The 22,279-nt window shown below is 72.4% G+C and carries 18 protein-coding genes and 1 pseudogene; 9 read left to right on the top strand and 10 right to left on the bottom strand.

Annotated features, from left to right (window positions below; translation table 11 throughout):
* Positions 1-74 precede the first annotated feature (74 nt).
* Both AB0G63_RS13265 and rho read right to left on the bottom strand, forming a co-directional pair.
* Positions 75-797 (bottom strand): annotated as a pseudogene (locus tag AB0G63_RS13265) (serine hydrolase); the annotation flags it as partial.
* A gap of 431 nt (positions 798-1,228) precedes the next feature.
* Positions 1,229-2,371 (bottom strand): transcription termination factor Rho, encoded by a 1,143-nt coding sequence (gene rho, locus AB0G63_RS13260; protein ID WP_360748883.1) that lies wholly within the window; start codon positions 2,369-2,371, stop codon positions 1,229-1,231.
* A gap of 431 nt (positions 2,372-2,802) precedes the next feature.
* Between rho and AB0G63_RS13255 the strand changes: the two genes are divergently transcribed.
* The 3 genes from AB0G63_RS13255 to AB0G63_RS13245 are packed head-to-tail and all read left to right on the top strand — an operon-like array spanning position 2,803 to position 5,560.
* Positions 2,803-3,597, top strand: a complete 795-nt coding sequence (locus tag AB0G63_RS13255) for an SDR family NAD(P)-dependent oxidoreductase (RefSeq protein ID WP_360748880.1) — start codon at positions 2,803-2,805, stop codon at positions 3,595-3,597.
* Positions 3,598-3,602: 5 nt separating this feature from the next.
* A complete protein-coding gene (locus AB0G63_RS13250) occupies positions 3,603-4,016 on the top strand; it encodes a VOC family protein (protein ID WP_360748877.1) in 414 nt (137 codons plus the stop codon).
* Between the two features lie 11 nt (positions 4,017-4,027).
* Positions 4,028-5,560: an MFS transporter gene (locus tag AB0G63_RS13245; protein WP_360748874.1), complete on the top strand. Its 1,533-nt coding sequence runs from the start codon at positions 4,028-4,030 to the stop codon at positions 5,558-5,560.
* A 192-nt stretch (positions 5,561-5,752) separates the two neighbouring features.
* Here the strand turns inward: AB0G63_RS13245 and AB0G63_RS13240 are convergent, their stop codons facing one another.
* The 8 genes from AB0G63_RS13240 to AB0G63_RS13205 all read right to left on the bottom strand — a co-directional run bounded on the left by AB0G63_RS13240 (position 5,753) and on the right by AB0G63_RS13205 (position 13,505).
* Positions 5,753-6,523 carry an SDR family oxidoreductase gene (locus AB0G63_RS13240; protein ID WP_360748872.1) on the bottom strand — a complete coding sequence of 257 codons (771 nt, stop codon included), beginning with the start codon at positions 6,521-6,523 and terminating at the stop codon, positions 5,753-5,755.
* A 52-nt stretch (positions 6,524-6,575) separates the two neighbouring features.
* Entirely contained in the window at positions 6,576-7,583 is a 1,008-nt protein-coding gene (locus AB0G63_RS13235; protein WP_360748869.1) for a LysR family transcriptional regulator, read from the bottom strand.
* Positions 7,584-7,733: 150 nt separating this feature from the next.
* Entirely contained in the window at positions 7,734-8,690 is a 957-nt protein-coding gene (locus AB0G63_RS13230) for a fumarylacetoacetate hydrolase family protein (protein ID WP_360748866.1), read from the bottom strand.
* Positions 8,691-8,693: 3 nt separating this feature from the next.
* Positions 8,694-10,064, bottom strand: a complete 1,371-nt coding sequence (locus AB0G63_RS13225; RefSeq protein ID WP_360748863.1) for an FAD-binding oxidoreductase — start codon at positions 10,062-10,064, stop codon at positions 8,694-8,696.
* Between the two features lie 11 nt (positions 10,065-10,075).
* Positions 10,076-11,044 carry a cyclase family protein gene (locus AB0G63_RS13220; RefSeq protein WP_360748860.1) on the bottom strand — a complete coding sequence of 323 codons (969 nt, stop codon included), beginning with the start codon at positions 11,042-11,044 and terminating at the stop codon, positions 10,076-10,078.
* Positions 11,041-12,045 (bottom strand): amidohydrolase family protein, encoded by a 1,005-nt coding sequence (locus tag AB0G63_RS13215; RefSeq protein WP_360748857.1) that lies wholly within the window; start codon positions 12,043-12,045, stop codon positions 11,041-11,043. Before AB0G63_RS13215 ends, AB0G63_RS13220 begins: the two co-directional genes overlap by 4 nt.
* Complete coding sequence (locus AB0G63_RS13210; RefSeq protein WP_360748855.1) at positions 12,042-13,166, bottom strand: FAD-dependent monooxygenase; 1,125 nt, start codon at positions 13,164-13,166, stop codon at positions 12,042-12,044. Before AB0G63_RS13210 ends, AB0G63_RS13215 begins: the two co-directional genes overlap by 4 nt.
* A 33-nt stretch (positions 13,167-13,199) precedes the next feature.
* Positions 13,200-13,505, bottom strand: a complete 306-nt coding sequence (locus tag AB0G63_RS13205; RefSeq protein ID WP_360748852.1) for an antibiotic biosynthesis monooxygenase — start codon at positions 13,503-13,505, stop codon at positions 13,200-13,202.
* Positions 13,506-13,735: 230 nt separating this feature from the next.
* Here AB0G63_RS13205 and AB0G63_RS13200 point away from each other — a divergent pair, with 230 nt between their 5' ends.
* The 6 genes from AB0G63_RS13200 to ctaD all read left to right on the top strand — a co-directional run bounded on the left by AB0G63_RS13200 (position 13,736) and on the right by ctaD (position 22,276).
* A complete protein-coding gene (locus AB0G63_RS13200) occupies positions 13,736-14,701 on the top strand; it encodes a fumarylacetoacetate hydrolase family protein (protein WP_360748850.1) in 966 nt (321 codons plus the stop codon).
* Positions 14,698-15,633 (top strand): VOC family protein, encoded by a 936-nt coding sequence (locus tag AB0G63_RS13195; RefSeq protein ID WP_360748847.1) that lies wholly within the window; start codon positions 14,698-14,700, stop codon positions 15,631-15,633. The genes AB0G63_RS13200 and AB0G63_RS13195 overlap by 4 nt, the downstream gene beginning before the upstream one ends.
* Before the next feature lie 33 nt (positions 15,634-15,666).
* Positions 15,667-17,019 (top strand): histidinol dehydrogenase, encoded by a 1,353-nt coding sequence (gene hisD, locus AB0G63_RS13190; RefSeq protein ID WP_360748844.1) that lies wholly within the window; start codon positions 15,667-15,669, stop codon positions 17,017-17,019.
* Positions 17,016-17,786 carry an SDR family oxidoreductase gene (locus AB0G63_RS13185; protein WP_360748841.1) on the top strand — a complete coding sequence of 257 codons (771 nt, stop codon included), beginning with the start codon at positions 17,016-17,018 and terminating at the stop codon, positions 17,784-17,786. The genes hisD and AB0G63_RS13185 overlap by 4 nt, the downstream gene beginning before the upstream one ends.
* A 310-nt stretch (positions 17,787-18,096) precedes the next feature.
* A complete protein-coding gene (locus AB0G63_RS13180; RefSeq protein WP_360748839.1) occupies positions 18,097-20,004 on the top strand; it encodes a hypothetical protein in 1,908 nt (635 codons plus the stop codon).
* 571 nt (positions 20,005-20,575) lie between these two features.
* Complete coding sequence (gene ctaD, locus AB0G63_RS13175) at positions 20,576-22,276, top strand: cytochrome c oxidase subunit I (protein WP_360748836.1); 1,701 nt, start codon at positions 20,576-20,578, stop codon at positions 22,274-22,276.
* Positions 22,277-22,279 lie beyond the last annotated feature (3 nt).

Here is a 22,279-nt window from a genome sequence, read left to right as displayed (position 1 = left end):
GGCACTCCCGCCTGCGGGTTCATGACCGTGACCAGGACGGTGCGGCCGTGCCTGCGGGCCGCGGCGACCAGGGTGTTGCCCGCCTGGGTGGTGTAGCCGTTCTTGACGCCGATCAGTCCCGGATAGGGCCGCACGCCGTCCGCGCCGGTCAGCAGCCGGTTGGTGTTCCGGATCCAGTACGTCCCGCCGGCCCCGTCGGGGAAGCGGGCCAGCGCCGTGCCGCAGTACCGGGCGAAGTCCGCGTTGCGCAGCCCGGCCCGGCCGAACACCGCCAGGTCGTACGCCGACGACACCTGGCCGGGCGTGTCGTAGCCGTCGGGCGAGCGCACGTGCGTGTCGAGGGCGCCGAGGGCGCGCGCCTGGGCCTGCATCCGCTCGGCCGTGGCGCGCCAGCCGCCGTTCAGCGCGGCCAGGACGTGCACGGCGTCGTTGCCGGAGTTGAGGAAGACCCCGCGCCACAGGTCGGAGACCCGGTACGTGTGGCCCTCCTCGACGCCGACCATGCTGCTGCCGGCGCCGATGCCCGCTAGGTCCTCCTCGACGACGCGGTGCCGGACGCCTCCCGGGAGGACCGGCAGCACGGTCAGCGCGAACAGGGTCTTCAGCGTGCTGGCGGGCGGCAGCGCGCGGTGCGCGTTGTGCGCGGCCAGCACCGCGCCGCTGTCGGCGTCGGCGACCAGCCAGGACAGCGCCGACACGTCCGGCAGCCCGGGCGCGTTCCGATGAGCGAGGACCTGGGTGCCGGGCCGGTGCAGCACGGACGGCCCGGGTGTCGCCACGGGGGGTCCGCCGGGCATGCCGGGCCGGTGCGGCACGGACGGCCCGGGTGTCGCCACGGGGGGTCCGCCGGGCATGCCGGGCCGGTGCGGCATGGACGGCCCGGGTGTCGCCACGGGGGGTCCGCCGGGCGTGCCGGGGCCGGTGACCTGCGGATCGGCCACCGCGGCGGGCGCGAGCGCCAGCAGCCCCGCCGTGCAGAGCGCGCAGGTGGACACGACGGACCGGAAATTAAATCCGAAAGTCATACCGCAAAACGTAGGAACCGGGCCGCCCCGCGCCCCGCTGCCCTGGCCGAGCGGAACCCGCGAGCACCCGGATGCCGTAGCGCCCGGTGGGCGCCGCCCCCTCCGCGCGGACGCGGCCACGGACCGGCGCGGGGCAGGGTCGGCCGCGGACCGGCACGGGGGATCAGCCTCCGGGCAGCGTCGGCCACGGACCGGCGCGGGGATCAGCCTGCGGGCAGGGTCGGCTGGATGTGGCGCAGGAAGGTGGCGTTGTCCGGCGTCCGGCGCATCCGCTCCAGCAGCGTCTCCGTGCCGCCCTGCCCGTCCCGCGTCTGCAGTGCGCGCCGCAGGCCCGGCACGGCGGCCGATTCGGCCGGGGACAGCAGGAGCTCCTCGCGCCGGGTGCCGGAGGCGTTCACGTCTACGGCCGGGAAGACCCGGCGGGAGGCCAGCTCGCGGCTGAGCCGCAGCTCCATGTTCCCGGTGCCCTTGAGTTCCTCGAAGAAGTACTCGTCGGCGCGGGAGCCGGTCTCCACGAGCGCGGTGGCGAGGATCGTGAGGGAGCCGCCCTCCTCGGCCGGCCGGGCGGCGCCGAAGAACCGCTTCGGCCCGGTCAGCGCCGTAGCGTCGACGCCGCCGCTGAGGATGCGGCCTCCGGCGGCGGCCGCGTTGTTGTGGGCCCGGCACAGCCGGGTCAGCGAGTCGAGCAGGACGACGACGTCCTCGCCCGCCTCGACCAGCCGCTTGGCCCGCTCTACGACGAGGTCGGCGAGCGCGATGTGCTGCTTGGGGGTCCGGTCGAAGGTCGAGGCGTACACCTCGCCCCGCACCGAGCGCCGCATCTCGGTGACTTCCTCGGGGCGCTCGTCGAGCAGCACCACCATCAGGCGGCACTCGGGGTGGTTGCCGGCGACGGCGGCGGCGATCTGCTGCTGCAGCACCGTCTTGCCGGTCTTGGGCGGCGCCACGATCAGGCCGCGCTGGCCCTTGCCGACGGGGGCGACCAGGTCGGCGACGCGGCCGGTCAGGCCGGCCGCCGGGTGCTCCAGGCGGATCCGCTCCCGCGGGTGCAGGGGCGTGAGGTCGCGGAAGTGACGGCGGCCGCGCGACGCCTCGGGCGTGCGGCCGTCCACCCGTACGACATCGGTCAGATCGCGTCGGCCGTCGCGCACGCCCTCCACCAGGTCGCCCGCGCGCAGCTGGTGACGGCGGATCAGGGCGGCGGGGACGGCAGGGTCGGACGGCGAGGGCAGCAGGCTCGCGGAGCGCAGGCGCCCCTTCCCGCCCGCGTCGACGTCCAGGACGCCGGTGACGATCTGCGGGGTGGACTCCCGCCGGACAGGGGGGTGTTCGACTGTGGTGGTCATGGTGGCGGTCCTTTCGCGGACTGACGGACTGACGGACTGACGGCATGGGACATGCGGGGGAAGGAGAGAACGCCGCGACGGGAAGGCGGACACTGCGGCCTTCGGCGACGGTGAACAGCGCCTCGGACACGGCACGGCCGTGCGGCTCACGAGGTGGTGCTGGGAAGCCGGAGCACCCGCCGGGACACGGCGGGCGGAGCGGCGAACTGAAGGAGAACCGGCACCGGCGCCCCCTACGGGGCGTACACGAGTGCCAGCAGAACCGTACCACAGGGAGCCGGTGGCCGGGGCCGGCCCGGCCCGGCCCGCGCGCGGACGTTCGGAGCCGCGCGGCATACCTGCCATACGTACGCCCGATGGACCCTCGCCGACCGAATTCTTGTTCCGGACCGACCACCTCCTTACGCTGCCACCACCGCACTCCGGCGGGCATGGGACAAGGGACTTGGGCAATCATGGGTCGACTGGCCGGAAAAATCGCTTTCATCAGTGGAACGGGGGCCGGAATCGGCAGGGCCGCGGCACTGGTGTTCGCCGCGGAAGGCGCCACCGTATTCGGCTGTGACATCGACGCGGAAAGCGCCGCGGAAACCGTGGAAATGGTCGAGAAGGCCGGCGGCGTCATGCGTTCCCTCGCTCCCGTGGACCTCTCCACGGAAGAGGGTGCCCGCGAGTGGATCGACGCCGGCGTCGCGGCCTTCGGCGGGATCGACATCCTCTACAACAACGCCTCCGCGCTCCGCAACGGCCCGTTCGAGACGATGCCGGCCGAGGACTGGTACTTCACGATCAGGAACGAACTGGACATCCCGTACTTCTGCACGCGCGCTGCCTGGCCCCACCTCGTCGCCCGCGGCGGTGGCGCCGTCCTGAACGTCGCCTCGGTGGCCGCCGTGCGCGGCGCGCCGTTCATGCCGATGGTGCCGCACGGCGCCGCCAAGGGCGGGGTGCTGGCGATGAGCAAGCACCTGTGCGCGGCGGGCGCCCCGCACCGCATCCGGGTCAACACCATCGCCCCCGGCATGACCCGCACCTCCGCCACCGCCCCCTTCCTGGACGACCCCGACGGGCCCAGGGCCCAGCTGGAGGCGCGCATCCCGGCCGGCCGGGTGGGCGAGCCCGAGGACATTGCCCGCGCCGCCGCCTTCCTGTGCAGCGACGAGGCCGCGTTCGTCAACGGAGCCAACCTGATGGTCGACGGCGGCGACAGCGCGATGGCGGGCTGAGCGGCGTGACCGTACGACTCGACCACGTGGGCGTCACCGTACGCGACCTGACCGCCCAGACCGACTGGTACACCGCGGCCTTCGGGCTGAGAACAGTCTTCACCTTCCACCTGGAAGGGCCGGGCCTGCGCGGCGTCGTCCTCGAACATCCGCACGGCTGGCGCATCGAACTCCTCGCCAGACCCGGCTCCGCGCCCGGCCTCAGGGCGCCGGACCCGCTGACCGCCGCCCTGACCGAGGGATACGGGCACTTCGCGGTCAGCACCCCCGAACTCGACCCCCTCTACACGGCCCTGGTGGCCCATGGAGCGGGCGAGGCCGTGCCACCCGGGCCTTCCCCCGAACCCGGTGTGCGCATGGCCTGGGTCACCGACCCCGAGGGAAATCTCATCGAAATCATAGAGAAGAACGCAGAGTGAGGGCACGCACGATGACGGATTCGATCTCCCTGAAAAGACTCGACAGAGGGACGCTCATAGCGTGCTGTCTCGCCGTGGCGGCGGCACAGCTGTGCATTACGGTGCCTTCACCGATCAACGGCAATATTCAGGCCGCATTCGGCGCGTCGGGTTCCCAGGTCGCCTGGGTGACTTCCGCCTTCATTCTCCCCACCGCGATTCTCGAGCTGAATTTCGGAGTGGTCGGCGACCTCTTCGGCCGTAAGCGCCTGCTGGTGCTCGGCGGATTCATCCTCGCGCTCGGTGAACTCCTCAACGCCACCTCCCAGAACATCACCATGCTCTGGATCGGACAGGGTCTCGCGGGTGTCGGCGCCGCCGCGCTCTTTCCCAGCTCCCTCGCGGTGATCGCGGCCGCCACCCCCGGCGAGAAGGACCGCGCGAAGGCGGTCTCGACCTGGGCGCTCAGCATCTCCCTGGCCTCGGCCGTCGGACCGCTGTCCTCCGGCGTGCTCGCCACGGTCGCCGACTTCCGCTGGGCGTTCGTGCCGCCGGTCGTCCTGGGCCTCGTCGTGGGCGTCACCAGCTGGATCATGGTCACCGACTCCAAGGCGCCCGAGGGCCGCTCGCTGGACTGGCCGGGCCAGATCACCGTCGCCGTCGGCCTCACCGCGCTGCTGTGGGGCGTCATCGAGGGCGGCGACCGCGGCTGGAGCAGCCCGGCGATCGTCGGCTCCCTCGTCCTGGCCGCCGTGGCCCTGGCCGGCTTCGTCGTCGCGGAGAAGCGCTCGGCGTCGCCCATGTTCAACCTGGACCTGCTGAAGATCCCGTCGTTCGCCGCCGCGGCCGTCGTCGCGCTGGCCGGCATGTTCGGGTTCATCGGCACCGCGTACTGCGTCTCCATCCGGCTCGGCGCGGTGATGCACCTGAGCGCGCTGCGGGCCGGCATGCCGTTCGTCATCCTCCAGCTGATCCCGCTGCTGCTGGCGCCCGTGCTGAGCCGCATGCTCACCCGCGTCGAGCCGCGCTGGCTGCTGATGGGCGGCCTGCTGCCGATGGCCGCCGGCCAGTTCTGGATCGCCGCGCTGCCCATCACCACCACCTCCCTCGCCGCCTTCATCGGCCCGGTGCTGCTGCTCGGGGTCGGCTTCATCTGCGTCGTCTCCTCCCTCACCTCGGCCGCCGTCAACGCCGTACCGCTCAACATGACCGGCATGGCCAGCGGCGCCACCAGCCTGGTGCGCGAGTTCGGCCAGGCGCTCGGCCCGGCCGTCATCAGCGCCGTCGCGATGAGCGCCGCGTCCTCCGCCCTGGTGGGCAAGCTCAGCGGCCCGGACGCGGGCATGGAGGCGGCCGCGGGGCCCCTCGCGGTCGTCAACGCGGGCAGCGACGCCGCCCGGGAGGCCGCGCGGTCCGCCCTCGCCCACGGCATGGCGCTCGGCGTGACCATCTGCGGCTGCGCCTCCCTGCTGGGCGCGCTGGTCACCCTGGTGCTGGTGCGCAAGAACACCACGCGCGCCACGGTGGAGTCGGGCGAACCCACGGTGCAGACCGCGACCGCGTGACGATCCGTACAGCTCAGAGGCCGGGGCCCAGCCCCGGCCTCTTTCGCGTGCGCCCGTGTGCGGCACCCGCCGGGATCAGGGCGGACAGCCTCGGCCGAGACGGCGTGCGGCCGCGGTCCGAACGGCGTGAGCCCCGCCGTCCGGCACCGTCTGCGGTGTCCGGCCGGCGGGGCTGCGGTTGGGCGGCCGGAGTCAGGAGGCGTCCAGCGCGTTGGTGATCGCCTGCACGCCGCCGTGTGCCGTGTACCCGCCGTCGACCGTGATCTCCGCCCCGTTGACGTACGACGCCTCGTCGGAGAGCAGGTAGACCACCAGCGGGGCCACCTCGTCGACCGTGCCGGGCCGTCCCTGCGGGGTCATCGACAGGTGCGCCTCGACGAACACCGGGTTCGCGCCCGACATCAGGGGCGTCTCGATGTAGCCGGGGTGGACGAGGTTGGTGCGGATGCCGCGTCCGGCCAGTTCCAGCGCCGCCACCTTCGACAGTCCCCGCAGCGCCCACTTGCTGGCCGTGTAGGCGACCGCGTGGTGGGCGGTGAGGGCGGCCACCGAGCCGACGTTGACGATGGAGGAGCCGGGCGGCATCAACGGCGTCAGGGCCTGGATGCCGAGCAGGACGCCGGTCGTGTTCACGGCGAACGCCCGGTTCCAGTCGGCCAGGCCGACCTCGCCGAGGCGGGCCCGCATCGGGATGCCGGCGTTGTTGACGAGGCCGTGCACCGCCTCCAGGCCGCCCGCGAGCGCGGCCCAGTCCTCGGGCGACGACACGTCCAAGTGACGGAAGGCCACGTCCAGGCCGTCGGCGCGCAACGAGGCCGCCAGCTTCTCCCCGGCCTCGTCCAGGACGTCGGTCGCGACCACCGTCGCGCCCTCCCGGGCGGCCGCCGTGACCTCGGCGGCTCCCTGTCCCTGCGCGGCCCCGGTGACGACGACGGTCCGGCCCGACAGACGCATGCGGCTCACGGCTTCCTCCCACGGGTGCGGAAGCCCTCCCGTAGGGCTCCTCGCCTCCACGCTAGGAAGCGGCGCTCAGCTCCGGAAACGCGTGTTTGCCATGCCTGTCATCCACGGGGACGATCTCGGGCTCGTCCACGGGGACGATCTCGGGCCGCGGCGGCTCGCCCAGTGCGGCCCCGACCTTGCGCACCGTCTCGCGCAGCCACCGGTGGGCCGGATCGGAGTGCCGGTTGTGGTGCCAGTACATGGCCTCCACCAGCGGCACGTCCGGGAACGGCGTCGGCACGACGGCGCACCGCGCGAAGCCCTCGTAACGGCGGGCCAGCCGCTCGGGCACCAGGGCGACCAGGTCGGTGCCGCTGACCAGGAACGGCAGCACGCTGAAGCCGGGCGTGCTGACCTGCACCTTCGGCGTGATGCCGAGGGTCTCCAGCTGGCGCTCGGCGGGCGTGTGGCTCTTGCCGATGGCGCAGGCGGCGTGCGGCATCTCCGCCAGGTCGCGCAGGCCGAGCCGCCCGTCGACCAGCCGCGGGTTGTCCGGGTCGACCAGGCACACGAACCGGTCGTGCATCACGGCCTCGCTGACGCCCGGCAGCTGGTAGCCCAGCGGCACGACCATCAGGTCGTGGCAGCGCAGATGGGTCTCGTTCTCCAGCTGCCCGTCCACGATGGAGTGGAAGTCGATGCGCACCCCGGGCGCCTCCTCGGCGATGACCCGCAGCAGCGGCTCCACGAACACCGTCATCACGTAGTCGGACATCACCACGGAGAAGCGCTGGCGGCTGCGCGTCGGGTCGAAGTGCCGGGTCAGCGACAGCGCCTCCTCCGCCTTGTGCAGCGAGGCCTGCACGACCGGCAGCAGCCGCTCCGCGAGCGGCGTCAGCTCGTACTCCCGGCCCACCCGCACCAGCAGCTCGTCGTTGAAGTGCCGGCGCAGCCGGGCCAGCGAGCCGCTCATCGCGGACTGGCTGGTGGACAGCCGCACGCCCGCGTGGGTGACGTTCTTCTCCTCCAGCAGGGCTTCCAGCGCCACCAGAAGATTCAGGTCGATCGCTCCGAGACCCATCCGTGTTTCCTTCCGGCCGCGTCGTTGAAGCTCGGTGGAACCGGAGCGTAACCGCCGTGTTCCCGTCGAGGAAGAGCAGGGTGAACAATTCACAGGGACCCGATGGCAGTCATCGGGTCCCTGGATACGTGCAGGTCAGAGGGGTGGACGCTACGGCCGCTGGGTCCGCCCCCGCTTGCGTGCCCGGGGCAGGTAGACGTCCGCCCGCCCCGGCACGACCCGGTTCGACAGCGTGCCGAGCCGCTCCACGGTCAGCGTCACCTCGTCGCCGGGCGCCAGCGGCGGCGGGGTCCGCTCGCCGAGGCGGCCCCAGAACTCCGCCAGCGCCCCCCAGCCGCAGGTGCCGGAGCCGAGGACGTCCCCAGGGCGCACCCAGGCGTCCCGGGAGGCGTAGGCGATCATCTCCTCGAACGTCCAGGAGACGTTGGCGAGGGTGTCCCGGCCGATCAGCTCGCCGTTGAGGGTGACCGTCATCTCCAGGTCCAGGAAGCCGTCCGCGTCCCGCCGGTCCGCCACCTCGTCCGCGGTGACCAGCCAGGGGCCGAGCGTGTTGGCGAAGTCCTTGCCCTTGGCGAAGCCCAGGCCGAGGTTCTTCTCCGGCTTCTGCAGATCGCGCGCCGACCAGTCGTTGAAGACGAGGTAGCCGGCGATGTGCTCGCGCGCCCGCCCGGGCGTGAGGTCCCGGCCGGCGCGTCCGATCACCGCGCCGACCTCCAGCTCGAAGTCGAGGACCGAGCAGCCGGCCGGCACGGGGACGTCGTCGTGGGCGCCGTAGCCTGCGTGCGGGTTGGTGAAGTAGAAGTTGGGCGCCCGGTACCACTCCTCGGGCACGTGCTCCAGCCCGTCCAGCGACTTCGACACGCCCTCGATGTGCGCCTCGAAGCCGACGAAGTCCCGGATGGACGGCGGCTTCAGCGGCGGCAGCAGCCGCACCTCGTCGACCGTGAGGCCGCTCGGCCGCCGCAGCGCCTCGGCGCCGGCCGCGTGCAGCACGTCCTGCTCGATCAGCGCCAGCACGGTGACGCCCTCGGGCAGCGGATGGACGATGCCGTCCCGGACCACCCCGGCGCGTTCCTCGCCCCCGTACTCGTACGTCGCGAATCGCATGCCCTACCGCTCCCAGTGGTTGGTGTTGGTGACGGCGCCGGCGCTCAGGTAGCCGGCGAACAGGCCCTCGGGGTCGCGCACCGCCCGGATCTCCTGGAGCCGCCGCCACTGCTCGTCGCCCATGAACTTCAGCTGCCGCACCGTGAAGTCGGAGTCGCCCAGGTACTGGCCGACGGTCACCGGACGCATCGCCGCCGTCGCCTCGTCCAGCCAGGCCCGCAGCTCGGCGTCCCGCGTGTCGTCGTCGTGCACCACGTAGGTGGCGCAGTAGATCTCCGACTGCAGCGAGAAGGCCATGTCGGGCAGTTCGCGCAGCGGCGCCATGGAGAACCAGATGGTGAAGGTCTGCCGGGTCGGGTGCTCGGTGAACGCCTTCCGGATCGCCGGCACCACCTTCCCGGCCGGCCCCGACAGCCACGCGTTGTCCACGAAGTAGCGGTGGCCCTCGGGGTTGGCGGTGCGCTGGCCCTCCAGCTGTTCGGCGATCGTGGTCGGCTTCGCCTCCACCCGGAACAGGGCCCGGTCGGCGTACGGGTTGGCGTGCAGCGGGGCCAGTGCCTCGGCGGCCTGCTCCGGGGTGTCGGTCATCGACACGCCGGTGACCAGCAGGACGGGCTCGTCCCGGTCGGGCGGGGTCTGGGTGACCGCGACGATCTCCACCAGCTCGGAGACCGTGTGGTGGGTGTCGTGCAGCCAGGTCATGACCTCGTCGAACAGGTCGAGCGGGTACGCGTGCACCGTGTGCGCCAGATGCCGGGGCAGCGGCCGGGTGCGCAGGTGGAAGCGGGTGACGACGCCGAAGAAGCCGGGGCCCGCGCCGCGCGCCGCCCAGTACAGGTCGCTGTGGTGCGTCTCGTCCGCGCGCACCAGCTCGCCCTCGGCGGTGACGACGTCGATCGCCGCGACGTTCTCCGCCGCCCAGCCCCAGCCGCGCGCGTTCCAGCCCTGCCCGCCCTGCAGCAGGAAGCCGCCGATGCCGACGGAGGGGCAGTGGCCGCCGTTGAAGAACCGGCCGAACTCGCCGAGGTAGGGGTTGAGTTCGTCGCCCCCCTTGACGCTCGGCGTCGCCGACACGATCTGCGTCCGCGGGTCGTACGCCATCTCGCGGAAGCCGCCCAGGTCGATCAGCAGGGCGTCCCCGCGCACCGACCAGGCGGCCCAGCTGTGCCCGCCGGAGCGGACGGCGACCTGCCAGCCCCGCTCCAGGGCGAGCCGCACGCCCTCGACGACGTCCTGCTCGGTGACGGCCTCCAGCACGGCGGCCGGCCTGCGGTCCGCGGGGCGGCGGGCGTTGAAGACCCGGCCCAGGCAGGCTTCCTCGAAGTCCTCGTCGCCGGGCAGGTGCAGGGTGCCGGAGAAACGGTTGTCGTTCATGAAGGTCTCGCTCACTTCACCGCGATCGGATTGACGGGGGCGCCCACCGCTCCGGTGACCGGAAGGGGCGCGGCGACCAGCAGGAACTCGTGGACGCCGTCGGCCGCGCAGTCCTCGGCCAGGGCCTCCAGGTCCCACATCTCGCCCAGCGGCAGCCCCATGTTGGGGATCGCTATCTGGTGCAGGGGGGACATCGCCGGCTCGGCGAACTCGTACGGGCGCACTTCCAGGCCCCAGGTGTCGGAGGCGATGGCCGCGATCTCCGTACGGTGCAGCCAGCCGAGCGTGGTGAACGACAGCCCCGGCGCGTCGCCCGCCGCGTAGGCGCCCCAGTCGCCCAGCCGCCGCACCCGGCCGAGCTGCCCGGTGCGCACCAGCACCAGGTCGCCGCGGCGCACCGTGGACGTGGCGCCCTGCGCCTCTATGGTGGCGCGCAGGTGCTCCTCCCGGATCGGGAAGCCGTCCGGCAGCTCACCGTGCTCGTCGCCGACGGCGCGGCCCACGTCGAGCAGCACCCCGCGTCCGGTGAAGGCGTCGCGCATGTGCTCGATGCCGGTGACCGAGTCGCCGTCGCCGTTCACGATGGTGCACGGGCGGCCGTTCCACGCCTGCCTGTCGTCGAAGATGTGGCCGAGGCCGTCCCACTGGGTGGACGCCTGGAGAGGCATCACCACGTGGTCGTCCGCGCCGCCGAAGCCGTGCGGGAAGCCCTGGGTGCCGGCCGCCGCGTCGGAGCCGGTGTCCTTCATGTAGTGCACCGGGTTGATACGGCCGCGGAACCCGCGCTGCGGTCCGTCCTCGTTGAACTCCAGCGCCAGCGAGAAGGGCCGCCCGCGCCGCACCAGCCCGGCCGCGTGGGCCCGTATCGCGTCGTCGAGGAAGTTCAGCGTGCCCAGTACGTCGTCCTCGCCCCAGCGGCCCCAGTTGCGGTAGGCGGCACGGGCCTTGGCGAGCTCTTCCTCGATGGGACCCAGGATCATCGGGTACGTCCTTTCAGCAGCAGGTCGAGGGCGTTGCCCCCGGCGATCGCGGCACGCTCGGCCGGGGCCAGGCCGGCGGCGTCCAGGCGGGCCAGCGGGTCGCTCACGCCCATGTCGAAGGGGTGGTCCGTGCCGAGCACGACCCGGTCGGCGCCCACCTCCTCGACCAGGTGGCGCAGGGCGCGCGGGGTGTACACCAGCGCGTCGAACCACATGCGGCGCAGATAGGCGCTCGGCGGCTCGGCGCAGCCGCGGGCGTCCTCGCGCACCCGCCAGGCGTGGTCGGAGCGGCCCACGTACGTCGGCAGGTAGCCGCCGCCGTGCGCGGCCACCAGCTTCAGGCCCGGGAACCGGTCGAGGACGCCGGTGAAGATCAGGTGCGAGAGCGCCACCGTCGTCTCCATCGGCTGCCCGACCGTGTTGCCGAGGTAGCGGGTCGCCAGCCGCTCGCCCAGCGAGCAGCCCCACGGGTGCACGAACACCACCGCGCCCAGCTCCTCGGCCTTCTCCCACACCCGGTCGTGCGCCGGGTCGGCCAGCTCCCGGCCGCCGACGGTCGTGGACACGCTGATCCCGTACAGGCCGAGCCCGGTGACCGCCCACTCCAGCAGCCGCACCGCGAGAGCGGGGTGCTGGAGCGGCACGGTGCCGAGCCCGTACAGCCGCTCCGGCGCCTCGGCGCAGTGCGCGGCCACCGCCTCGTCGACCGTGCGGGCGAGCCGGCCGGCCAGGTCCGCGTCCGCCCAGTAGTGGTGCATCGGCATCGGGCCGACCACCTGGACGTCGACGCCCATCGCGTCCAGGTCCGCGAGCCGCTCCGGGACGCTGGTCAGCTTCCCGGCCAGGCGCCGGAGCTGGGCGCGGTTGACGGACAGCGACTCGGGGGAGTGGGCGCGCTGCTCGGCCGCCAGTTCGGCGGCGAGTCCCGGCGTGCCCGCGACCAGGGCGTCGGCGGCCGGCACGGCCAGGTGGCCGTGGAAGTCGACGACCGGCGTGCTCATGCGGCCGCCGTCAGCGACTGCAGCGTCTCCGACATGATCCGCGCCGGGTCGGCGCCCGGCGTGGCCGGGTCGATCTCCCACTCGGCCAGCCGCAGCGAGTTCTCCAGCACCATCCGCACCCGCGGCAGCCGCCGCGCCATGAACTCGTCCAGGGCCTGCTCCACCGGGAGCTCCCCGGTGACCAGGGTGGCCAGCAGCACCGCGTCCTCCATGCACATGGCGGCTCCCTGCGCGATCAGCGGCGGGCAGGCGTGGGCGGCGTCCCCGACGACCATCGCACGGCCGCGGTGCCACGGCTCGTCGACCAGGACCGCCTCGATCCAGCGGTAGTCGACCGCCGTGCCGGCGGGCAGCGAGGCGATGATCTCGCCCCACATGCCCCCGTACCCGGCGCCGCGCTCGCGCAGCAGCGGCAGCGGGGCGCGCGGACCGATCAGCGAGGCGTCGAGGTTCTCGTCGAGGAGGTAGGCGTAGCAGCGGTCGGCGGAGATCGGGCTGTAGCCGGCCTTGAAGCGGGGGCCGCCGTAGTACACCTCGGCGCAGTCCATCCCGGCGGGCCGCTCGGCCACCACCCGGAAGATCGACATGCCGACCGGGCGCGGCCGCTGGGAGAGGCCGATCAGCGCGCGCATCGACGAGTTGATGCCGTCGGCGCCGACCACGAGGTCGTAGCGGCCGGTGGAGCCGTCGGTGAAGGACACCTCCACGTGTCCGGGCGACTGCTCCAGCCGGTCGACGCTCAGCCCGAGACGGACCCGCACGCCCTGCGCGTACACCGCGTCGCACAGCGCGTCCTGCAGGTCCGAGCGCAGCGCGCCCGCCGTGGACGGCAGGTCCGAACCGCCGGTGTGCGGGGTCGGCAGCTCGCTGATCAGGCCGCCGTCCGCGCGCCGCAGCCGCATGACGTCGAACGGCACGGCCCGCTCCAGCACCCGGTCCAGCACGCCCACCGAGCGCAGCGCCTTCAGCGCGTTGCCCTGGACGGTGATGCCGTGCCCCACACCGAACCACTGGGGGGAGATCTCGACGAGCTCGACGTCGGCGCCGCGCTGGGCGAGCGCCAGCGACAGCACGCTTCCGGTGATGCCGCCGCCGACGACGAGCACCTTCTGTACGGGCATGGGCGATCCTTGCGAACGTAGAGGACGAGGGGGTCAGCCGGAGAAGCGCGCGCCGAGCTCGTGGTAGTGCTCCACGGCCGGCGGCTCGGCGAAGAACGGGCCGACCAGGGCCCGCCAGCGCGCGAAGCGCTCCGATTCCCGGAAGCCGGCGGTGTGCGCCTCGACCGACTCCCAGCCGACCAGGAGCAGGAAGGTCCGCGGCCGTTCCTCGCACCGCAGCAGCTCGGCCCAGCGGAACCCGTCGGCCTCGGCGAGCACCTCCCGTGCCGTGCCGAAGACCTCCTGGAACTCCTCTTCCCGGCCGGCCTCGACGGTCAGCTGGGCATGCTCGACGACCACGTGTTTCTCCTCGTGACGGTGGGTGCTCCGAGACTGCTCGGGCGATCGATGCAGGGTCAACGGATCGAGGCATCGGCAAGGGGGACGTCATGCATCCCGCAGGGCGATGGAGCCGCAGTTCAGCCGCCGGGAGGGCCGCCGATGGCAGCCATCGCGAACGGCCATTTCCGCCGCCCGGCCCGGCTGCCTAGCGTCAGGGGCGATCCCCACCCCGACGAGGAGAGCCGCCCGTGCCCGATCCACTCACCCCTGCCGGACCGTTCGCGCTCGGCACGTTCCGCAGCAGCGCAGGCGTCGCCTTCCCCGGCCTGGTCACCGGGGCCCGCGTGCGCGACCTGTCCGGCCTGGCGCCGTCCGTGCGCGCCCTGGTCGAGGACTGGGACGCCTGGCTGCCCCGGCTCGACGCACTCGCCCGGTCCGCCGACGGCGCCTGGCACGACCTGGCCGCGCTGCACGTCCTGCCCCCGCTGGAGCCGGGCCAGATCCTGCAGAGCGGCGCCAACTACCGCAAGCACGTGGTCGATCTGGTCGCCGCCGAGAAGGAGAGCGTGCACGGCGCCACCCCCGAGGAGGCCCGCGCCGACGCCGAGAAGATGATGGACGAGCGCATCCGCGGCGGAGTGCCGTACGTCTTCCTCGGCTCCGCGCGCGCGATGTGCGGCCCCTACGACGACATCGTGCTGCCCGCACTCGGCGAGCAGCACGACTGGGAGCTCGAACTCGCCCTCGTCATCGGCAGGAAGGGCCGCGACATCCCGGCCGGGGAGGCGATGTCGTACGTCGCCGGCTACACCATCTGCAACGACCTCACCACCCGCGACCGCCTGTACCGGCCCGACCTGAAGGCCATCGGCACCGACTGGTTCACCGCCAAGAACGCCGACACCTTCCTGCCGACCGGCCCCTTCCTGGTGCCGGCCGCCTTCGTCGGCGACCCGGACGACCTGCGCATCACCCTGCGGCACAACGGAGTCGTCCGGCAGGACGAGTCGACCAAGGACATGATCTTCGACATCCCGCGGCTCATCGCGTACGTCTCCACGACCACCACCCTGTACCCCGGCGACCTGCTGCTCACCGGCTCCCCGGCGGGCAACGGCGCGCACTGGGGCGTCTTCCTCGAGCCGGGCGACGTCCTGGAGGCGGAGATCACCGGCCTGGGCCGTCAGCGCAACACCGTCAGGAGCCACGCATGAGCTTCCAGCCCATCACCCACCTGCGCCATGTCGACCTGGCCGTCCCGGACTTCGACGCCCAGCGCGCCTTCTACCGGGACACCTGGGGCCTGACCGAGGTCGCCGGCGACAGCGGCCTGGCGTTCTTCGCCGCCGAGGGCAGCCCCGAGCAGTACGTCGTGCGCGTCCGCGAGGACGAACGCAAGCGCATGGACCTGGTCGCCTTCGGCGCGGTGTCGCCCGCGGCGGTGGACGAACTCGCGCTGCGCCTCGGCCGGGCCGGGGTCCGCATGGTCCACGAGCCGAAGGCGCTGGACACCCCCGGCGGCGGCTACGGCCTGCGCTTCTTCGACCCGGACGGCCGGGTCGTGGAGGTCTCCGCGGACGTCGCCGTCCGCGCCCACCGCAGGATCGAGGAGCGCGAGGCGGTGCCCGTGCGGCTGTCGCACTGCGTCGTCAACTCCCAGGACCCGGCCGGGCTGCGCGACTTCTACGTCGAACACCTCGGCTTCCGGCTCACCGACACCCTGTACTCCACGCACATGGGCGACCTCATGTACTTCCTGCGGTGCAGTCCGCTGCACCACTCCTTCGCCATCGCACGCGGCCCCCATGTGTCGCTGCACCACGCCTCGTTCGAGATGCGCGGGGTGGAGGAGTACCTGCGCGGCACCGGGCGCGCGCTGCGTGCCGGTACCCGGCTCACCTGGGGCCCGGGGCGCCACCTCGCGGGCGACAACACCTTCTCCTACTTCCACGACCCGCACGGCAACACCGTGGAGTACACCACCGAACTCGCCGTCCTCGAAGAGGACCTGTGGCATCCCGGCCGGCACGACGTCGACGACCCGATGACCCAGGACCAGTGGGGCACCGCCGACCCGATGAGCGAGTCGGTCGCCAAGGAGCAGTTCAACGACCCCGACGTGCTGTTCGAAGCGCCGCCCGTCTGATTCCCCCCAAGACCGTCCAGAAAGGCCGCAGTTGTGGCAGAGATCCTGAAGCACGCCGTCCCCGGGGCGGACGTCGCCGCCTCCCTCGACCAGGTGCGCGAGACCGTCTCCGGCGTCATCGCGGACATCCGCGAGCGCGGCGACGACGCCGTGCGCGCCTACTCCGAGAAGTTCGACAAGTGGAGCCCGGACTCCTTCCGGCTGAGCGAGGAGGAGGTCGAGAAGATCGTCGCGTCGGTGCCGCAGCAGGTCATCGACGACATCCGGTTCGTGCAGGACCAGGTCCGCACCTTCGCCCGCCACCAGCTCGACTCCCTGAGGGAGTTCGAGGTGGAGACGCTGCCCGGCGTGCGGCTCGGGCAGAAGCACGTCCCCGTGCGGGCGGCGGGCGCCTACATCCCCGGCGGCCGCTACCCGCTCACCGCCTCCGCCCACATGACCATCGTCACCGCCAAGGTCGCGGGCGTCCCGCGGGTGGTCGCCTGCACGCCTCCCGCCCGCCGCCCGACCGCCGCCCCTCAAGGACGCGCTACGCGCGGCTGGCTGGATTCCGGGGAGATCCCGGCCGCCACCGTCGCCGCCGCGCACCTCGCGGGCGCGGACGAGATCTGGCTGCTCGGCGGGGTCCAGGCGGTCGCCGCGATGGCCGTCGGCACGGACAGCATGGAGCCGGTCAACCTGATCGCCGGGCCCGGCAACGCCTACGTCGCCGAGGCCAAGCGGCAGTTGTTCGGCGAGATCGGCATCGACCTGTTCGCGGGCCCGACCGAGATCCTGGTCCTCGCCGACGAGCACGCCGACCCGTTCGTGTGCGCCGTCGACCTGCTCTCCCAGGCCGAGCACGGCCCCGACTCCCCGGCCGTCCTGATCACCACCTCCCGCGAGGTCGCCGAGCAGACGATCGCCGAGGTCGAGCGGCTGCTGCCGGGCCTGCCCACCCGGGACTTCGCGGAGCCCGCCTGGCGCGACCACGGCCAGGTGCACGTCGTCGGATCGCTCGACGAGATGTACGCGCTCGCCGACGAGTTCGCCTTTGAACATGTCGAGGTGCTGACCCGCCGGCCGCGCGAGGCGCTGGAACGGATGACGCAGTACGGCGCCCTGTTCCTCGGCGAGGGCACCTGCGTGTCCTTCGGCGACAAGGTCATCGGCACCAACCACGTGCTGCCGACCCGCGGCGCCGCCCGCTACACCGGCGGCCTGTGGGTGGGCAAGTACCTCAAGACGGTGACCTACCAGGAGGTCACCGACACCGCATCGCAGGCCCTGCTCGGCCGGGTGTGCGGGCGGGCCTCCCGGGTCGAGCTGTTCGAGGGGCACGCCCGCTCCGGCGACGTACGCGCCGCGCGGGCCGCCGGGGACGAGCTGCCCTGGAACGCCGTATGACCCTGCGGGGGCGCACCGCCCTCGTGACGGGCGGGGGAGGGCCGCTGGGGCGGGCGTTCGCCCTTGCACTGGCAGGTGCCGGCGCCCGCGTCGTCCTCACCGGCCGGAGCGAGCGGGCGCTGGCGGAGGCGGCGGCCCGGGTCACCGAGCGGGGCGGCGCGGCCCGCACCGCCGTGTGCGACGTCGCCGACCCGGCTTCGGTCGCTCGGCTCGCCGCCGAACTGGCCGACGAGGACGTGTCGTTGCTCGTCAACAACGCCGGCGTCGCGGGCCCGGTGCGGCCGCTCGTCGACATCGAGCCGGACGAGTGGGACGAGGTGTTCGCGGTCAACGTCCGCGGCGTCTACCTGATGTGCCGGGCCTTCCTGCCGCGGATGCTCGCGGCCGGGCGGGGCGACGTCGTCAACGTCGCCTCGGTCAGCGGCAAGCGCCCGCTGCTCAACCGCACCCCCTACACCGCATCCAAGATGGCGCTGCTCGGGCTCACCCGGACCCTGGCGGGGGAAGCCGGCCCGCACGGAGTCTCCGTCAACTCGCTGTCGCCCGGACCGGTCCGCGGCCCGCGCATGGACCGCAACTTCCGGCTCACCGCCGAACTGACCGGCTGCACGGTCCGGGAGGCCGAACGCGACTTCGCCTCCCGGGCGGCCCTCGGCCGGCTCGTCGAGGAGGACGAGGTCGCCCGCGCCCTGCTGGCGATGCTCGCCATGCCGGGACTGTGCGGCGCGGACATCGACCTGTCGGCCGGGATGATCGCCCCCGCTTAACCAGGTATCACACCCCTACAACAGCACAGCGAACGACGAGGTGGACGGCGCGGACGCCGCCCGCCTCGTCGTCGTGTCCGCGCCCCCGGCCACCCTGTGGCCACTCTGTGTGATCGCCATGGAACGGGCCGCCCGATCCGAGGCATCGGGTTCCGGGATGCGTGTGTGAGACGCCTATTGCCCTTTGTGCAGCGCTGGTTCACTCCGTCGTGCACCCCAGGTGCCCTGTCCCGGACCGTCCCGCCGCACGCCCTCGCGGGCCGGTTCGTCACGCTGCGCGACAGCGCACTCGAACCGTGGAAGGCACGCAATGACGCAGATCACCCGACGCTCCCTCCTGATCGCCGGCACCGCCACGGCCGGAGCCCTGCTGGTTCCGGCCGCCACCGCCACCGCCACCGCCGCGCCCGCGGCGAGCGGAAACCGGATCACCATCGGCTCCGGCGAGACCTACGAGCTCACGGCGACCACCCGGGTGAGCCGGCTGACGATCGCGGAGGGCGGGCGGATCGTCGCCCCGGACGGCCACAGCCTCACCCTCACCGTCGACGGCGTGGAGACCGGCCAGCTGCTGACCGAGACCGGCGGCACCGCGACCCTCGTCCAGCCGGGCACCTACCGCGGCGACGTGGTCCTCACGGTGACGGCGCGGAACGACGTCACGTACCAGACGCTGACCTTCCCCTTCCGGCAGGCGCTCTACGTCGACGGCGACGGCGTCGTCCGCGACAGGTCCGTCCTCGCGGCGGTGGTCGGCGGCAGGCTCACCGACTCCTACGCCCGGAACGTGTCGATCACCTCCACCGGCGAGTGCTTCGACGGCGTGTACGTGCGGGACGGTTCCTACACGCTGCACCGGCCCACCATCTCCCTCACCGGCAACGGCCGCAGCGACTTCGCCGGCTACGGCGCCGCGGTGGTCGGCGCCGGCGCCTCCGCCCGACTGGTCCTGGACGGGGCCCGCATCACCAACAAGGGAGTCGTCCGCACCGCCGTCATCGCCGACGACGGCGCCGACGTCATCGTGAAGAACTCCTTCATCCGCTGCCGCGACGGAGTGCTGCCCGCCGACTACCGGGCCACCGTCGAAACCCCGTACATGCAGTCGGTGCCCTGGATGCTCGGCCTCGACGGCAACGTCCGCGCCACCAACCTCATCGGCAAGGACAGCACCGCCACCTACCTCGGCTCCACCGTCTTCTCGGAGACCTGGGGAGCCCTGTCGGTCGAGGGCGGCAGCGGACTGAAGCTGACGGCGGTCAACAGCCACGTCGGCAACACCGGGCAGTACGGCTACGGCACCTACGCCATCGGCGACGCCGTGGTCCGCGTCCTCGGCTGCCGCTTCGACGTCGGCAGCTACGCCACCATCATCGCGGGCCCGGCGGCGGTCGTGCACTACGGCGACAGCACCCCGGCCGCCGTCGCGGCACTGAACACGGAGCTCGGGCTGGGCCTCTCGGACGCCGAGCTGGCGGACCTCCCGGCCCGCAACACCGTCGTGAACTCCGGTCACTTCGGCTACATGTTCTTCGGCGCCGGCACCCTGACCCTGGACGGCGGCACCGTCGTCAACTCCGAGCGGGCGACCTTCCTCAACAAGGGCCAGCAGACCGCCATCACCGTCGACGGGTCCAAGGGCGCCCGTCTCGACCCGCGTGACGGCGTCATCCTGCAGATGATCGAGCTGGACGACCCGGGCCCGGTCAACGTCGACGGCAAGATGATGAACGTGGGCGTCTACACCGAGCCCACCGGCGACCCGGCGAAGGACGCCTCCTTCGACGTGACGGCCGCCCACACCGCCGACTCGGCCGCCACCTTCTCCTCCATCGCGCTGAAGGGCGACTTCTACAACGGCATGCGCAAGGGCAAGAACATGGTCCTCACCTTCGAGGACAGCACGGTCGAGGGCGTCATCTCGGCGTCCCGGACCCGGCACCGGGTGTCCACGATCGACTCCTCCGCCTTCTACGAGCTGGGCATCGTCACCAACACCGTCCGGCCCGCCGTCAACAACGGCGTGGTCGTCCGCCTGAACAGCGGCTCGGCGTGGACCGTCACCGGCACCTCGTACCTGACCGCGCTGACCGTCGCGGCCGACGCGGCCGTGAAGGCGCCGTCGGGCAGGTCGCTGGTGATGACGGTGAACGGCACAGAGACGGCCCTGACCGCCGGGAAGACCTACACGGGAGCCATCACGCTGACCGTGGCGTGACGGGGTCAGGGGCGCCCGGCGGGGCGCGTGTTGGGCCGGTCGGGTCCGCGGGTGAGTCGTTCGGCCCCTGCTGCGGTGCCCCGCGCGCTGTGAGAGTGAGTCCCGAGTCCGCGAGACGTACGGCGGCGGGGTCCTCCCTCACAGGATCCCGCCACCGTGCCCCACCACCGGACCGCTCAGGGGGCGGGCCGGCGGTGTCACGTCCCGCGGGCGGGCGGCGGTGTGGGGACCGTGGCCCGTCGCCACGGCGGCTCCTCGGAAGCGGGGCGGGCCGGGTCACCCGCCTCCGCACCGGGCCCGCGCACCACCGGCGGCCGGCGACACGGTCGCCGTGGGGATCACCGCACGGTGGTGGGCGGGCCCGCGACCCGTCAGGACGCCTCTGACACCTCCTGACCAGGGCCCATTGGACCCTGATCGCGGGACCATCGCAGGGACTGCTGGGCCCTGCCGGGCCGGGCGGCCCTCCGATGATCATGTGGCGGCGGCCGGGAAGCGCCGCGTCGCGCAGCGCGCGCGGAGCACTCCCCGGCCGGTGAGCCATGTGAACGGATTCGGAGGACACCGCCCGGTGGACGAGGTACTGATACAGCAGACGGAGCAGGTCCCCGGGGCGCGGACGCGTCCCGCGGTCCGCGAGCGGGCGGACGTGGCCGTCCGGCCGGCCGAGCGGCCCGCGTGGACGGAGTGGCTGACGACCACCGACCACAAGAAGATCGGGACCTTGTACCTGGTCACCGCGTTCGCGTTCTTCCTCCTCGGCGGCGCGCTGGCGCTGCTGATGCGCGCCGAACTGGCCCGCCCGGGTATGCAGGTGATGTCGAACGAGCAGTTCAACCAGGCGTTCACCATGCACGGCTCGATCATGCTGCTGCTGTTCGCGATGCCGCTGTTCACGGGCTTCGCCAACTGGCTGATGCCGCTGCAGATCGGCGCGCCCGACGTGGCCTTCCCACGGCTGAACATGCTCGCCTACTGGCTGTTCCTGTTCGGCTCGCTGATCGCCGCCGGCGGCTTCCTCACCCCGCAGGGGGCCGCCGACTTCGGCTGGTTCCTCTACGCCCCGCTGTCGGACGCCGTGCACTCGCCCGGCGTCGGAGCCGACATGTGGATCATGGGCGTGACGCTGTCCGGCTTCGGCAGCATCCTGGGCGCGGTCAACTTCATCACCACCATCATCTGCATGCGCGCCCCCGGCATGACCATGTTCCGCATGCCGATCTTCACCTGGAACGTGCTGCTGACGGGTGTGCTCGTCCTCATCGTCTTCCCGGTGCTCGCGGCCGCGCTGCTGGCCCTGGAGATGGACCGGAAGTTCGGCAGCCACATATTCGACGCCGCCAACGGCGGGGCCCTGCTGTGGCAGCACCTGTTCTGGTTCTTCGGCCACCCCGAGGTCTACATCCTGGCGCTGCCGTTCTTCGGCATCGTCAGTGAGATCGTCCCGGTCTTCTCCCGCAAGCCGATGTTCGGCTACATGGGCCTGGTCGGCGCGACCATCGCCATCGCGGGTCTGTCGGTCACCGTGTGGGCGCACCACATGTACGTCACCGGCGGTGTGCTGCTGCCGTTCTTCTCCTTCATGACCTTCCTGATCGCGGTCCCGACGGGCGTGAAGTTCTTCAACTGGATCGGCACCATGTGGAAGGGCAGCCTGTCCTTCGAGACCCCGATGCTGTGGGCCACCGGCTTCCTGGTCACCTTCACCTTCGGCGGCCTCACCGGCGTGATCCTCGCCGCCCCGCCGCTGGACTTCCACGTCTCCGACTCGTACTTCGTCGTGGCGCACTTCCACTACACGCTGTTCGGCACGGTGGTGTACGCCATGTTCGCCGGATTCCACTTCTGGTGGCCCAAGTTCACCGGCAAGATGCTCGACGAACGCCTCGGCAAGGTCACCTTCTGGACGCTGACGGCCGGCTTCCACCTCACCTTCCTCGTCCAGCACTGGCTCGGCGTGGAGGGCATGCCCCGCCGGTACGCCGACTACCTGGCGGCCGACGGCTTCACCGCCCTCAACACCCTGTCCACCATCGGCTCGTTCCTGCTCGGCCTGTCGTTCCTGCCGTTCCTCTACAACGTCTGGAAGACCGGCAGGTACGGCGAGCGGGTCCGCGTCGACGACCCGTGGGGGTACGGCCGTTCGCTGGAGTGGGCCACGTCCTGCCCGCCGCCGCGGCACAACTTCCTGTCCCTGCCCCGCATCCGCAGCGAATCCCCGGCGTTCGACCTGCACCACCCCGAGATCGTCCAGGCCGAGAAGGCGGCGTGACCC

The sequence above is a fragment of the Streptomyces sp. NPDC020996 genome, from assembly GCF_040641355.1.
Lineage (GTDB): Bacteria > Actinomycetota > Actinomycetes > Streptomycetales > Streptomycetaceae > Streptomyces.
This window is presented reverse-complemented; position numbering and strand designations above follow the sequence as displayed.

Coding starts and splice junctions, on each gene's coding strand:
- rho (WP_360748883.1), bottom strand. CDS start 2,371: ATGACCACCACAGTCGAACACCCCCCTGTCCGGCGGGAGTCCACCCCG.
- AB0G63_RS13255 (WP_360748880.1), top strand. CDS start 2,803: ATGGGACAAGGGACTTGGGCAATCATGGGTCGACTGGCCGGAAAAATC.
- AB0G63_RS13245 (WP_360748874.1), top strand. CDS start 4,028: ATGACGGATTCGATCTCCCTGAAAAGACTCGACAGAGGGACGCTCATA.
- AB0G63_RS13235 (WP_360748869.1), bottom strand. CDS start 7,583: ATGGGTCTCGGAGCGATCGACCTGAATCTTCTGGTGGCGCTGGAAGCC.
- AB0G63_RS13230 (WP_360748866.1), bottom strand. CDS start 8,690: ATGCGATTCGCGACGTACGAGTACGGGGGCGAGGAACGCGCCGGGGTG.
- AB0G63_RS13225 (WP_360748863.1), bottom strand. CDS start 10,064: ATGAACGACAACCGTTTCTCCGGCACCCTGCACCTGCCCGGCGACGAG.
- AB0G63_RS13220 (WP_360748860.1), bottom strand. CDS start 11,044: ATGATCCTGGGTCCCATCGAGGAAGAGCTCGCCAAGGCCCGTGCCGCC.
- AB0G63_RS13215 (WP_360748857.1), bottom strand. CDS start 12,045: ATGAGCACGCCGGTCGTCGACTTCCACGGCCACCTGGCCGTGCCGGCC.
- AB0G63_RS13210 (WP_360748855.1), bottom strand. CDS start 13,166: ATGCCCGTACAGAAGGTGCTCGTCGTCGGCGGCGGCATCACCGGAAGC.
- AB0G63_RS13195 (WP_360748847.1), top strand. CDS start 14,698: ATGAGCTTCCAGCCCATCACCCACCTGCGCCATGTCGACCTGGCCGTC.
- AB0G63_RS13185 (WP_360748841.1), top strand. CDS start 17,016: ATGACCCTGCGGGGGCGCACCGCCCTCGTGACGGGCGGGGGAGGGCCG.
- AB0G63_RS13180 (WP_360748839.1), top strand. CDS start 18,097: ATGACGCAGATCACCCGACGCTCCCTCCTGATCGCCGGCACCGCCACG.